This is a genomic window from Chloroflexota bacterium (assembly GCA_013152435.1).
GTDB lineage: Bacteria > Chloroflexota > Anaerolineae > DUEN01 > DUEN01 > DUEN01.
Map to the genome: position 1 here is coordinate 59152 of JAADGJ010000012.1, position 12679 is coordinate 71830.

12 protein-coding genes are annotated in these 12679 nt (G+C 65.9%); 10 read left to right on the plus strand and 2 right to left on the minus strand.

The window, feature by feature from the left end:
- Positions 1 to 159: 159 nt before the first annotated feature.
- From GXP39_01435 to GXP39_01480, 10 genes are all read left to right on the plus strand, one after another.
- Positions 160 to 2700 (plus strand): copper-translocating P-type ATPase, encoded by a 2541-nt coding sequence (locus GXP39_01435; GenBank protein ID NOZ26702.1) that lies wholly within the window; start codon positions 160 to 162, stop codon positions 2698 to 2700.
- Positions 2701 to 2809: 109 nt separating this feature from the next.
- Positions 2810 to 4339, plus strand: a complete 1530-nt coding sequence (locus GXP39_01440; GenBank protein ID NOZ26703.1) for a hypothetical protein — start codon at positions 2810 to 2812, stop codon at positions 4337 to 4339.
- Positions 4340 to 4446: 107 nt separating this feature from the next.
- Positions 4447 to 4848, plus strand: coding sequence for a hypothetical protein (locus GXP39_01445; protein ID NOZ26704.1), 402 nt, complete (start codon positions 4447 to 4449; stop codon positions 4846 to 4848).
- Positions 4849 to 4908: 60 nt separating this feature from the next.
- Positions 4909 to 5538 (plus strand): DUF1405 domain-containing protein, encoded by a 630-nt coding sequence (locus tag GXP39_01450; GenBank protein ID NOZ26705.1) that lies wholly within the window; start codon positions 4909 to 4911, stop codon positions 5536 to 5538.
- Complete coding sequence (locus GXP39_01455) at positions 5535 to 6401, plus strand: DUF2085 domain-containing protein (GenBank protein ID NOZ26706.1); 867 nt, start codon at positions 5535 to 5537, stop codon at positions 6399 to 6401. The genes GXP39_01450 and GXP39_01455 overlap by 4 nt, the downstream gene beginning before the upstream one ends.
- Before the next feature lie 54 nt (positions 6402 to 6455).
- Positions 6456 to 6776: a hypothetical protein gene (locus GXP39_01460; protein NOZ26707.1), complete on the plus strand. Its 321-nt coding sequence runs from the start codon at positions 6456 to 6458 to the stop codon at positions 6774 to 6776.
- 9 nt (positions 6777 to 6785) lie between these two features.
- Positions 6786 to 6911, plus strand: coding sequence for a hypothetical protein (locus GXP39_01465; GenBank protein ID NOZ26708.1), 126 nt, complete (start codon positions 6786 to 6788; stop codon positions 6909 to 6911).
- A gap of 7 nt (positions 6912 to 6918) precedes the next feature.
- A complete protein-coding gene (locus GXP39_01470; protein NOZ26709.1) occupies positions 6919 to 7380 on the plus strand; it encodes a hypothetical protein in 462 nt (153 codons plus the stop codon).
- Positions 7377 to 8807 carry a 4Fe-4S binding protein gene (locus GXP39_01475; GenBank protein NOZ26710.1) on the plus strand — a complete coding sequence of 477 codons (1431 nt, stop codon included), beginning with the start codon at positions 7377 to 7379 and terminating at the stop codon, positions 8805 to 8807. The genes GXP39_01470 and GXP39_01475 overlap by 4 nt, the downstream gene beginning before the upstream one ends.
- A gap of 121 nt (positions 8808 to 8928) precedes the next feature.
- Complete coding sequence (locus GXP39_01480; protein NOZ26711.1) at positions 8929 to 10014, plus strand: c-type cytochrome; 1086 nt, start codon at positions 8929 to 8931, stop codon at positions 10012 to 10014.
- A 276-nt stretch (positions 10015 to 10290) separates the two neighbouring features.
- Here GXP39_01480 and hemL read toward each other — a convergent pair whose 3' ends face one another.
- Both hemL and hemE read right to left on the minus strand, forming a co-directional pair.
- The gene (hemL, locus tag GXP39_01485; GenBank protein ID NOZ26712.1) at positions 10291 to 11571 is read right to left on the minus strand and encodes a glutamate-1-semialdehyde 2,1-aminomutase; all 1281 of its coding nucleotides are present in this window, start codon (positions 11569 to 11571) and stop codon (positions 10291 to 10293) included.
- A 76-nt stretch (positions 11572 to 11647) separates the two neighbouring features.
- Positions 11648 to 12679: a uroporphyrinogen decarboxylase gene (hemE, locus tag GXP39_01490; GenBank protein ID NOZ26713.1), complete on the minus strand. Its 1032-nt coding sequence runs from the start codon at positions 12677 to 12679 to the stop codon at positions 11648 to 11650.

Genomic DNA, 12679 nt, shown 5'->3' on the forward strand with positions numbered 1-12679 from the left:
GGCGTGGGAGCTCCGCCCGCAGAAGGAGAACAGGGCAGATCCCGTAGCTCATTCCCAACATGCCTTAACTCTCTGCTGGACAGGCAGGAGGAAAAGACATGGAGGATGCGTGGGCAGCGAGTAAGCGGTAGTGCGAACGTATGAAAGTCGGAGGCAATGATGACGGAGAAACAGATCATCCTTCCTGTCACAGGCATGACTTGCGCTTCCTGTGCGAATCATATCGGCCAGGCGCTCAAGAACGTGCCAGGTGTGGCCGAAGCCCAGGTGAACCTGGCCACGGAGAAGGCGACCGTCACGTTCAGCAACGGGGCGGTCCCTCTGACGGCACTGATTCAGGCGGTGAGGGACGCCGGCTATGACGTCCCCACGGAGACGCTGATCCTGCCCATCGGCGGCATGACGTGCGCCTCCTGCGCCAATCACATCGAACAGGCCCTCAAGAAGGTGCCGGGCGTCCTGGATGCCGCGGTGAACCTGGCCACCGAGAAGGCCACGGTGACCTTCGTCCCGGGCGTGGCGGGGCTGGCGGACTTCAAGCGGGCCGTGGCCGACGCGGGATACGAGGTGCTGGAACTGGCCCAGGAGGAGGGCGCCGGCGAGGAGTCGGAGGAGGACGAGGCCGAGCGCAAGATGCGTGAGGCCCGCTTCCGCATGTGGGTCGCCTGGGGGTTCACCATCCCGATCATCCTCTGGATGTTCGCGGAGATGTTCTTCGGCATCGTCTGGCCCAACGCCACCATCTACAACCTGGGCATGATCGTCCTGGCGCTGCCCGTGCTGTTCTGGGTCGGCCGCAAGACGTATCGAAGCGGCCTGACGGCGGTGCTGCACGGATATGCCAACATGGACACGCTCATCGCGTTGGGCACCGGCGTCTCCCTGCTCACCGGGCCGGCGGCCTTCTTCTTCCCGGTGGCGAACTACGCCGGCGTGGCGGCCATGATCATGGCCTTCCACCTGACGGGGCGCTACGTGGAGGAGACGGCCAAGGGACGGGCATCCCAGGCCATCCGCAAGCTGCTGGAGCTGGGGGCTAAGACCGCCCGCGTGCTGCGAGATGGGCAGGAGATCGAGATCCCCATCGAGGAAGTTCAGGTGGGCGACATCATGGTCGTGCGCCCCGGCGAGAAGATCCCCACGGACGGCGTCATCATCGAGGGGGAGAGCGCCGTGGACGAGTCCATGGCCACCGGCGAGAGCATGCCGGTGAACAAGCACCCCGGCGACGAGGTCATCGGCGCCACGGTGAACCAGGAAGGGCTGCTGAAGGTGAAGGCCACCAAGGTGGGCAAGGACACCTTCCTGGCCCAGGTCATCAAGCTGGTGGAGGAGTGCCAGGGGTCCAAGGTGCCCATCCAGGAGTTCGCCGACCGAGTGACGGGCGTCTTCGTGCCGGTCGTCATCGGGATCGCCGTGCTCACCTTCGTCGCCTGGCTGATCTTCCCGGATACGATGCGGGTCCTGGTGCAGGCGGGGTCCTTCCTGCCCTGGGTGAACCCCGACCTGAGCGTGATCACCCTGGCCATCGTCTCCACCGTGGCCGTCCTGGTCATCGCCTGCCCGTGCGCGTTGGGCCTGGCGACGCCGACGGCGCTGATGGTGGGCAGCGGCATGGGGGCCGAGCACGGCATCCTCATCCGCACCGGCGAGGCGATCCAGACGCTGAAGGACGTGAAAGCGATCATCTTCGATAAGACGGGGACGATTACCAAGGGCAAGCCGGAGGTGACGGACATCGTCCCCGTGAACGGGTTCGACGAGAAGGACCTGCTGAAGGCGGCCGCGTCGGCCGAGCGAGGCAGCGAGCACCCGCTGGGTCGCGCCATCGTGGAGCGGGCCCAGGCGGAGGAGATGCCCCTGGCCGAGCCGGAGGCGTTCCAGGCGGTTCGGGGGAAAGGGGTGATGGCGTCGGTGAACGGCAGCCAGGTGTTGGTGGGCTCCCGTCGATTGATGCGAGAGCACGGCCTGGACCCGGCCCCCCTGGAGGACACGCTGCGCCGCCTGGAGGAGGAGGCCAAGACGGCCATGCTGGTGGCCGTAGACGGTCAACTGGCCGGGGTCGTCGCTGTGGCCGATACCCTGAAAGAGGACTCGGTGGCCGCCATCCGTGAGCTGCGAGAGATGGGGCTCCAGACGGCCATGATCACCGGCGACAACCAGCGGACGGCGGAGGCCATCGCCCGCCGGGTGGGCATCGATCACGTGCTGGCGGAGGTGCTGCCGGACGGCAAGGTGACTGAGGTGCAAAAGCTGCAAGAGCGGTTCGGCCTGGTGGCCTTCGTTGGAGACGGCATCAACGACGCCCCTGCGCTGACGCAGGCCAACGTGGGCATCGCCATCGGCACCGGCACCGACATCGCCATCGAGGCTTCCGATGTGACCCTGGTACGCGGCGAGTTAACGGGCGTGGTGGAGGCGATCAATCTGAGCCGCGCCACGTTCCGCAAGATCAAGCAGAACCTGTTCTGGGCCTTCTTCTACAACGTGGCCATGATCCCGCTGGCCATCATCGGCTGGATGCACCCGGTGCTGGCGGAGATCGCCATGGCGACCAGCTCGATCACGGTGGTCACCAACGCAAACCGGCTGCGCAGGGTGGACATTCGGCCCAGCTACGAGGCGACGCCCAGCCGAACCGAGGGGAGCCCGGCGGAGACGCCCTCGACGCCGCTGCCGTCCCCGCGCTCGGTGAACTAGCGCTATCCAACGGAGCATAACAACCGGACGTCCTGCGGGGGACATCTTATCCTTGGGGGTAGCGGAGAGCACGATCCTCCGCTACCCCCCAATCCAAGGAACGAAAAGGATGCCACTCTTCACGCCGAAACGTTTCCAGCCGCCCTACTATCCCATGGAGCCACCCCCCCGCCTCGAACGATGGCTTACCGCCTTCGAGCGAGCGGTGAAGGGGGCGCTCTTCGGGTGTCGGATGTGCGGCAACTGCATCCTGCAGGAGACGGCCTTCATCTGCCCGATGGCCTGTCCGAAGGGGTTGCGAAACGGCCCCTGTGGAGGCTCCACGCCGGAACGATGCTACGTGGACCCCACACGCCCCTGCGTCTGGTACAAGATCTACGAACGATCCGAGCGCATGGGGCGGATGGACAGGCTGCTGGAGATCCAGGCGCCCCTGGACGGCCGCCGCATGGGGCGGGAGACCTGGCTGGACCTCTACCGCCACTGGAGGCAGAGAGGGGGATTGGGGCTGGGAGTGCGAGGCGCCCTCGACCGACGGCGACTGTCCCAGGCGCTGGAGCAGTTCTTCTACGAGGTGCGCCAGCCCGACTGGTGGCAGGGGGACGATCAGCCCCACCCGCCGGCCTACGAAGGCGCGATATCCAATCTGGAGGCCCGCCTGAAGTCCGGCGCCTTCGTGGTGACCGCCGAGATCGCGCCGCCACGCTCCTCCACCGGCCGCCCCGTGGACAGGAAGGCGCACATGCTGTCCGGGTACATCGACGCCGCCAATTTCATCGACGGCGCATCGGCCACGCCCCGCATGTCCAGCCTGGCATCGGCGCTGATCTGCCTGGACTGCGGCGTGGAGCCCGTCCTGCAGATGACCGCCCGAGATCGCACCCGAATCACCATCCAGGCGGACGCTTTGGGGGCCAGCGCGCTGGGCATCCGCAACATCCTCTGCATCTCCGGCGATCATCCCAAACTGGGGCCAGCGCCCATGACGGTGCTGGAGCCGCTGGACGTGGATTCCATCCAGATGTTGTGGATCCTGCGGCGGATGCGAGACGAGGGCAGGCTGCTGGATGGGCGCACGTTGAAGACGCCCCCTCGCTATTTCCTGGGGGCGGCAGCCTCGCCCTACGCGTCCAATCCCAGGTTCGAGGCGCTGCGCATGGAGAAGAAGATCAACGCCGGCGCCCAATTCTTCCAATCGCAGCCCATCTACGACTTCGACACCTTCGAGCGCTGGCTGGAGGAGCTGGACAAACGGAACCTGTTGGAACAGACATATATCCTGGCGGGTGTGGCCCCCCTGCACAGCGCGCACGCGGCCCACTACCTGAACGACCACGTGCCCGGGGTCGTCGTGCCCCAGACCCTCATCGACCGCATGGAGCGGGCGGCCGACCCGGCGGAGGAGGGCGTCCAGATCGCCCTGGAGATCATCGATCGCCTGAGGCATACCCCCGGCATCTCGGGGATCCACATCATGGCCGTCGGATGGGAGTCGATCGTGCCACGCCTGATTCGGGACTCAGGGATCGAGCGGGTGACCGAGCCTCCCGTATGTGGGGACGAACGCCCCCAGGAGCTTATGCCCATCACCCTGGAGAAAGAGGACGGGGAGAACGGACAGCGCCCGTTCGAGGCATGATGTCAACATACGGTTAACTCGATGCGTATAGGGTGAGGCGATGCCTTGCCCTTACCTGGTGTTGTGTATCTCAATGACGAGCGAAACGGTTTTGAGGAGAGACGTTCATGTGGTGTCATCTGTTGCTATCCATGCCGATCATCGGCCTGGTGTTATTCGTGATCTTCCCCCTCCCACTGGCTCTGCCCATCTACCTGGCGGTGGCCCTGACCTCCCTCGCCCTGTACAGGAAGATCTTCCGGGCGATGGGACAGCCCGTCATCACGGGGAGAGAGGGCATGATCGGGGTCGTGGCCGAGGTCGTGTCCGAGGTCAACCCCTACGGGCAGATCCGCTATCGGGGGGAGGTGTGGAGTGTCGTGTCATCGGAGAGGCTGAAGCCCGGACAGAAGGTCCGGATCACGGGATTCGACGGGATGAAGGCGATCGTGGAGGCCGTCCAGCCTCCTGAACCAGGCGGCGATGGGAGCATGGCCATGTCAGCGCCCTCCGGAGCGCTATCCAGATGATCCGCCACATGAGGGTGGTCATCGGAGCTCACGGGCGGATTCACTGAGGACGCGAGGACCGTGAACGGCACCGTGACGGGCAAGCGATCTCCAACGGCATATCTCCCATCGTTGATCTCCTGGGCGCTGTCGCCGCCGATCGTCGCGGCCATCTTCATTGGCAACGGGATCGGCGCGGTCGCGGGCGTGATCTACTGGTACGGGAGGCAGTTGCTAGCCAGCCCCTGGTACCTCTGGCCCTTCATCCCCGACTCTCCCGGCAGCACCTTCATGGTGCTGCCCGCGCTGGCGCTGATCCTGCGCAGGCGGCCGGGCTGGCCGCTCCTCAACGCGTATGCCGCCTTCGGCATCATCAAGTATGGGCTGTGGACGGTGGCGTTCTGGTCCCTCTACTGGACGAATGGAGGCCCCTTCACCCTGGAAAGCATGGCCATGACCTTCACCCACTCCATCATGATCGCCGAAGGGCTGCTTCTGCTGTACCACACGCGGCTGACCCGTCCCGTCGCCCTGGGCCTGGGCGCCTGGTTCCTCCTCAACGATTGGGTGGATTACGGTCCCTTACACACGCGGCCGGGCCTGCCCCCGGGCGTATCCGTTCAGACGATGATGTGGATAGCCGGGGGGATCACGTTGCTTATCACGGCCGCGTACCTGATGCTGGCTCACCGAGGGAAACGCACACGATGAACGATTCGATGTCCTCTGGCCTGCCCCCGACACCGCCCGCGGTGGGGGCGGCCTCCGCATCGGCCAGCGCCACCATCGCACGCCGCATCGACGCGATCATCGATCGAGTAGCGCGGCACTGGCTGGCGATCATCCTGATCGGGATGGGGATCTTCGTCACGCTGCCCTTCCTGGCGCCGGTGGCCATGGCGGCCGGCTGGACCTGGCTGGGCAAGCTGATCTACACGATGTACATCCCGTTCTGCCATCAGTTGCCGCAGCGCAGCTGGTTCCTCTTCGGAGAGAAGCTGACGTACACCCTGGACGAGATCAACCGGGTCTACCCATCCACCAACCCCTGGCACCTGCGGTTCTTCTACGGCTCGCCGGAGATGGGGTGGAAGGTAGCCTGGAGCGATCGCATGATCAGCTTCTACGGGATGATCCCGGTGTACGGCGCGCTGTACGCCTGGCTGCGGAGGCGGCGAGGCCGACCGTTGCCCCCCATCCCGCTGTGGGCGTTCATCGCCCTGCTGGCCCCGATGGCCCTGGATGGGGGCACGCACTGGCTCAACGACCTGTTGTACGGCATATCCGGAGGCGGGTTCCGTGACACGAACGCCTGGCTGGCGGCGTTGACGGGCCACGCGTGGCCGGGCTTCTACGCCGGCGATCACTTCGGCACCTTCAACTGGTGGATGCGGCTCATCACCGGTGTGCTGGGCGCGTGGGGGATCGCCTTCTTCGGGTTGCCCTGGGCGGATCGCCTGATGACCGCCGAGGAGGATGCCCCAGACGTGCAAGCCGTCGGGGGACCGCAGACGGCCGCGCGGGAAAGCGCACATGACCGGCGTCATAGCCGGGAGGCCTCCAGGCCGTTATGATGCGCTCACCTTCACCACAACGTCACATTCGAAACAGGAGGTCGATCACGCACGATGCGACATACCGTGAAGAAGCTGCTCTCACCGCTCTTGCTCACCTTCCTGCTGCTGACCGGAGGGCTCAGCGCGTGCGGTGGATCCAAGGTCGAGCTCAAGATGGCTCCAGCGTCGGAGCTGCCGCCCACGCTTCAGCAGGCGCCGATCAACGTGCGAGAGGCGTATCAATTCGCCCTGGCCAACAAGGACATCCTGGAGAAGATCCCCTGCTACTGCGGCTGTGGCGGCATGGGCCACCAGAGCAATTACATGTGCTACGTGCAGGACGATAGCTCCGCCGACGGGCAGATCGTCTTCGATTCCCACGCCTATGGCTGAGGCATCTGCGTGGACATCACGCGTGACGTGATGAAAGGGTTGAAAGACGGCAAAGACCTGAAGACGATCCGGGCGGCCATCGACCGGAAGTACAGCCAGTTCGGCCCGCCGACCGACACACAGCCTGTGGAGTAGCCGATCCGTGAAGGCCAGCACCCTCGTGCTCATCCTCGCCACGACCTTGGCCATTGGGGCCGCGGTCCTCCCATGGCCGGGTGAGAGGGCCACCCCGACCCAGCGGGTGATCCACGTCAACGCGCGGCAGTTCGCCTTCGACCCGCCCCGACTGCATGTGAACCGGGGCGACCAGGTAACGCTGGTGCTGCACGCGACCGACGTGGTACACGGGCTGTACCTGGACGGCTATGATGTGAATCTCAAAGCTGTGCCGGGGATCTCCGCCCAGGCGACCTTCGTCGCAGATCGGGCGGGGAAGTTCCGCTATCGCTGCTCCGTAAGCTGCGGCAGCCTGCACCCCTTCATGATCGGCGAGCTGGTCGTGGGGCCGAACACGCTTCTATGGCGCGCCATCGCCCTGACGACCATCGCCGCAACCGGCGCGCTGGCCTTCCTGTACACGCGCTCCCGGGAGGTGGCCCGATGACCCAGGCCAGGGCGCCCGCCTCGCGCCGACGCAGGGCCCCGACGCCCCACCCCGTCAGCGTCCCCAGATTCGAGCTGACGTCCATCCGCTGGCTGGACGCCATCCTCCGATGGCGCCCCCTGCAATTCACGCTCATCGCCGCGACGTTGGGCTTCTTCGTCCTGGCGATCCTGACCAGCCTGGTGGGGACGCCAGTCGGGAACCGAAACTTCGGCATCATCTTCGTCTGGATCGTCTGGTGGGCGCTGGTGATTAGCCTGCTGGTGCCGCTAGCCGGCCGGTTATGGTGCGCCGTGTGCCCTATCCCCGCCCCCGGCGAGTGGCTCCAGCGACGGGCGTTCATCGCCCCGCGCCCGCTTCGCACCCTGGGCAAGCGCTGGCCCAACCGACTCAAGAACATCTGGATCCAGAATTTCGCCTTCCTCGGCGTGGCCGTCTTCAGCGCGATCATCCTGACACGGCCGGCCGTCACGGGGCTGGTGCTCCTGGCCTTCGTCCTCCTGGCCATCGGGCTCAGCCTGGTATACGAGCGCCGCATCTTCTGCCGCTACTTCTGCCCGGTGGGCGGCTTCATCGGCCTGTACAGCATGATCGCCCCCCTGGAGCTGCGGGTGAAGGACCCCGAGGTGTGCCGACGCCACAAGACGAAGGAATGCTACCTGGGCAGCGAGAACGGGTTCGGCTGCCCTTGGCTGGTCTTCCCCGGCAGCCTGAAGCGGAACGCCTACTGCGGCCTGTGCACCGAGTGCCTGAAGACCTGCTCCATGAACAACGTGGCGCTCAACCTGCGGCCGCCCGGGCTGGACCTGCTCGTCTCCAAAGAGCGGGGGCTGGACGAGGCGTATAAAGCGTTCATTATGTCGACTTGCGCCCTCCTCTACTCGGCCATTCTGTTGGGGCCATGGGGTGCGCTCAAGGATGCCGCCAACATGGAGGACTGGAGGACCTGGGTGGTTTACGCGATCGGGTTCATCGCCATGAACCTCGCCGTCGTGCCTGGGCTCTTCTATGCGGCCACCTGGCTGAGCCGGCGGTGGGCACGGCTGAGCCACGCGCCGACCCGCCAGCTCTTCATCGACTTCGCCTACGCGCTGGTGCCGCTGGGGCTGATGGCCTGGATTGCCTTCAGCCTGTCCTTCGTGCTGGTGAACATCTCCTACGCGCTGCCGGTGCTGTCCGACCCGTTCGGCTGGGGATGGAACCTGCTGGGCACCCGGGACTTCCCCTGGACGCCCTACTTCCCCGCCCGGATCCCTTACCTGCAGGTGCCGATCCTGATCGTCGGGCTGATCTTCGGGCTCTACATCACCTGGCGCATCGCCAATGAGCACGCGTCCGCGCCCGAGCAGGCGCTGCGGAGCGTGGTGCCCATCGCCGCCCTTTTGCTCGTGGTGACGTTCGGCTTTCTCGGGCTGTATTTGGGGTAGGAGAAAGGACAGGTCAGGCTGGAGTGGAGGGAGCCCTTCAGATGTCCTCGCGGTGTGTTTTCAGACACACTCTCAAATGGGAGATCGGGAGTTGGGGATTCAGGGACTAGGGATCAAAAAAGTGGAGATCGGGAGGTGGAGGCGGCAGGAGGCCATCGCGCTGGCGATCGTCCTGCTCATCGTCGTGGGATTGCCCGCCGCCACCCTGGGTTATCAGTTCGGCCTGCGTCCGCTGCTGAGCGCGAACGTTCAGGAGGTGGAGATCGTCGGTCGCCTCCCCGAGCGCGGGGGATGGTCGGTGGAGACGGTGCGGGTGCAGGTGGGCAAGCCCGTGCGCCTGATCCTCACCAGCGACGATGTGGTCCATGGGTTCGCCATCGGCAAGATGGGGGTGGACGCCGGTTGGGTCTATCCGGGACAGCCCAAGGTTGTGGAATTCACCCCGCAGCGGGCCGGACGATATACCTTCTATTGCACCACCTGGTGTGCCGAGGGGCATTGGCGCATGCGCGGCACCCTGGAGGTGTACGATCCCCAAGACCCTTCCGCCGTGAATGAGCCCGTCGATCCCCCTCAAACCGACTGGCAGGCCGAGGGAATCGATCTCGACGCGCCTCACCTGGCGGAGATCTTCCCCGCAAAGCGCCCCTCCGCAGCACGTGGGGCCGCCATCTGGCAGAGGACGCCCGAACTGCCCACCCCCGACCAGGTGCTGGCCCGGCTGGACCTGCGCCGACAAAGCCCCGCTCAGGTGTTCGAGATGCTCCAGGAGGATCGCGTCCCGGACCTTGCGCTGGCGCCCTTGGGCCGGATGCCCGAGGGGGATCTGTGGGACGTGGTCGCCTTCCTCTGGCGTGAGGGCACCGCCGCGGAGAGCGTGGAGCTGGGTCGCGAACTGTACCAGACCAACTGCGCCGCCTGTCATGGCGAGAACGGGGACGGACAGGGGCCCGCGGCAGCGTCGTTGCTCTCGTCCTCCATGGAGCGCGACCTGCAAGGGAAGCATGGGCCGCAATCGCCGGCCGACTTCACGGACGCCCGCTCTATGGCCGGCGGCACCGGCATGATCTACTACGGCAAGCTGGTGCGGGGCGGTATGGGCACGGGCATGCCCTACTGGGGGACGATCTTCACCGAACAGGAGCTGTGGGCGCTGGTAGACTACCTGTGGACGTTCCCGTTTGACCTATCCACCCAGGAGCGTTAACTCGCGACCCGGCGACCGGGCCGTTCGATTCCAGGGGAGGGTGTAAGGGGATCTCCCCTCCACGGAAATTTCACCCTTCCGGCCTTCAGCCTCCCTCGACCCTTCCCGAAGGACCCAGGTCGAGGCCGGGCAGGTCGAGGCAGGAGAAGAGCTTTTTCCGGAGGGGCTCCGCATAGCAGAAGCAACGGCATTTCTCAGACACGCCCGTAGGGTAGCGAAGGGCAATGCCCTCCGCCACCCCGACGTATAAATGACGAAGGGAAAGAAGCCGCATAATCACGCCGCAAAGGCGCTCGCCGCGGCCTCGATCGTCGCCTCGATCTCCTCATCGCCGTGCGCAACGGACATGAACCCGGCCTCGAACTGCGACGGCGCCAGGTACACGCCCCGCTCCAGCATGGCGTGGAAGAAGCGTGCATATCCCTCGGTATCGCTGCGCCGGGCCGCCGCATAGTCGGTCACAGGGCCCTCCTGGAAGAAGGCGCAGAACATGGTCCCCACCCGCGTCTGGTAGATGGGCACCTCGGCCCTCCGGGCGGCCTCGCCGATCCCCTGACACAGTTGATGCGTCTTGCGCTCCAACTCGTCCCACACGCCAGGACGACGCAGCTCCTCCAGCGTCGCAATGCCCGCCGCCATCGCCAACGGGTTGCCGCTGAGCGTGCCCGCCTGATACATCGGCCCCGCCGGGGCGACGGTCTGCATGATGTCGCGCTTGCCGCCGTAGGCCCCCACGGGCAACCCGCCCCCGATGACCTTGCCCAGGCAGGTCAGGTCCGGATCGATCCCGTATAGCGTCTGCGCGCCGCCGGGATGCACCCGGAAGCCGGTCATCACCTCATCGAAGATGAGCAACGCGCCGTGCCGGGTGCAGAGGTCCCGCAGGCCAGCCAGGAACCCATCCACGGGGGGCACCACCCCCATGTTCCCCGCCACGGGCTCGACGATGACGGCCGCGATGGATTCCGGATACTGGTCGAAGAGGGATGCGACGGCGCTCAGGTCGTTGTACGGAGCGACCAGCGTGTCCTGGGTGGCCCCCCTCGGCACACCGGGCGAGTCGGGTAGACCCAGCGTGGCCACGCCACTGCCGGCCTGCACCAGCAACATGTCCGCGTGGCCGTGGTAACACCCCTCGAACTTGATGATCTTGTCACGTCCGGTGAAAGCCCGGGCCAGGCGCAGCGCGCTCATCGTCGCCTCGGTGCCCGAGTTGACGAAGCGCACCATCTCGATCCCGGGCATCGCCTCCAGGATCAGCTCCGCCAAGCGTGTCTCCATCTCCGTGGGAGCCCCAAAGCTGGTGCCTCGTGCGGCCTGCCGCGTAACGGCCTCGACCACCCGGGGATGTGCATGTCCCAGGATGAGCGGCCCCCAGCTCAGCACGTAATCCACGTAGCGGTTCCCATCCACGTCCCAGACATAGGCTCCCTGGCCGCGCTCGATGAAGCGTGGGATCCCTCCCACGCCCCGAAACGCCCGTACCGGGCTATTGACGCCGCCGGGGATGACCTGCTGGGCCGATGCGAAAAGCTCTGCCGATCTGCTTGTATCCATCGGTCGTCCTACCCTCGATGATCCAACTGATTTGTCCCCCGGATTCCGAGATGATCTGCCATTCAGGCCACGCCGCTCACCGCCGGCTGTGCTCATGCACAAAGTCCACCAGCGCCCGAACGTTCTCCACCGGCGTCATCGGCAACACGCCGTGGCCCAGGTTGAAGATGTGACCCGGCCGACCCGCCGCCTGTTGCAACACTGACGCCGCGCGCCGCTCCAGCTCCGGCCGGGGCGCCAGCAACGCCACGGGGTCCAAATTCCCCTGAATGGCCACATCCTCCCCCAACCGCTGCCATGCCGCGCCCAGATCGATCCGCCAGTCCACGCCGATCACGTCGCCGCCCGCCTCCTTGATCAGCTCCAGCATCCCGGCCGTGCCCGTGCTGAAGTGAATGACCGGCGCGCCCTCCTGGCGCGCCACATCGATGGCGTGTCGCGAGTAGGGCAACACGTACTCCCGATAGTCCGCCGGGCTGAGCGCGCCCACCCAGCTATCGAACAGCTGCACCGCCTGGGCGCCCGCCCTGACCTGGGCCTGCAGGTATCGCCCCACCAGATCCGCCAGCTTCTCCATGAACTGATGCCAGGCGGCCGGATCGTCGTACATCATCCCCTTGGTCCGCGCATAATGGCGCGACGAGCCCCCCTCGATCGCGTAGCTCGCCAGCGTAAACGGGGCGCCCGAGAAGCCGATCAGGGGAGCGCGCCCCTCCAGCTCACGGCGGGCCAGGCGGATGGCCTCTAGCGTGAAATGCAAGTCCTCCTCGGGATCGGGCCGACGCAGCGCGCGCACATCCGCCGCACTGCGCACGGGGTTGTGGATCACGGGGCCGTCCCCTTTCACGAACGCCAGGTCCAGCCCCATCGCCTCCAGCGGAGGTAAGATATCCGCGAAGATGATGGCCGCATCCAGGTCGAACGCCCGAATGGGCTGCAACGTGACCTCCACGGCCAACTCGGGCGTCTTGATGATCTCCAGGATGCTGTAGCGTTCACGCAGCGCCCGATACTCCGACATGTAGCGGCCCGCCTGTCGCATCAGCCAGACGGGCGTGCAATCCACCGGTTCGCGCCGACAGGCGGCCAGGAAGCGCCAGGTCTTCAT

What these genes read in the sequence shown, in the direction of transcription:
- GXP39_01435 (NOZ26702.1), top strand. Translation starts at nt 160, where the DNA reads ATGACGGAGAAACAGATCATCCTTCCTGTCACAGGCATGACTTGCGCT.
- GXP39_01440 (NOZ26703.1), top strand. Translation starts at nt 2,810, where the DNA reads ATGCCACTCTTCACGCCGAAACGTTTCCAGCCGCCCTACTATCCCATG.
- GXP39_01445 (NOZ26704.1), top strand. Translation starts at nt 4,447, where the DNA reads ATGTGGTGTCATCTGTTGCTATCCATGCCGATCATCGGCCTGGTGTTA.
- GXP39_01455 (NOZ26706.1), top strand. Translation starts at nt 5,535, where the DNA reads ATGAACGATTCGATGTCCTCTGGCCTGCCCCCGACACCGCCCGCGGTG.
- GXP39_01460 (NOZ26707.1), top strand. Translation starts at nt 6,456, where the DNA reads ATGCGACATACCGTGAAGAAGCTGCTCTCACCGCTCTTGCTCACCTTC.
- GXP39_01475 (NOZ26710.1), top strand. Translation starts at nt 7,377, where the DNA reads ATGACCCAGGCCAGGGCGCCCGCCTCGCGCCGACGCAGGGCCCCGACG.
- hemL (NOZ26712.1), bottom strand. Translation starts at nt 11,571, where the DNA reads ATGGATACAAGCAGATCGGCAGAGCTTTTCGCATCGGCCCAGCAGGTC.
- hemE (NOZ26713.1), bottom strand. Translation starts at nt 12,679, where the DNA reads ATGAAGACCTGGCGCTTCCTGGCCGCCTGTCGGCGCGAACCGGTGGAT.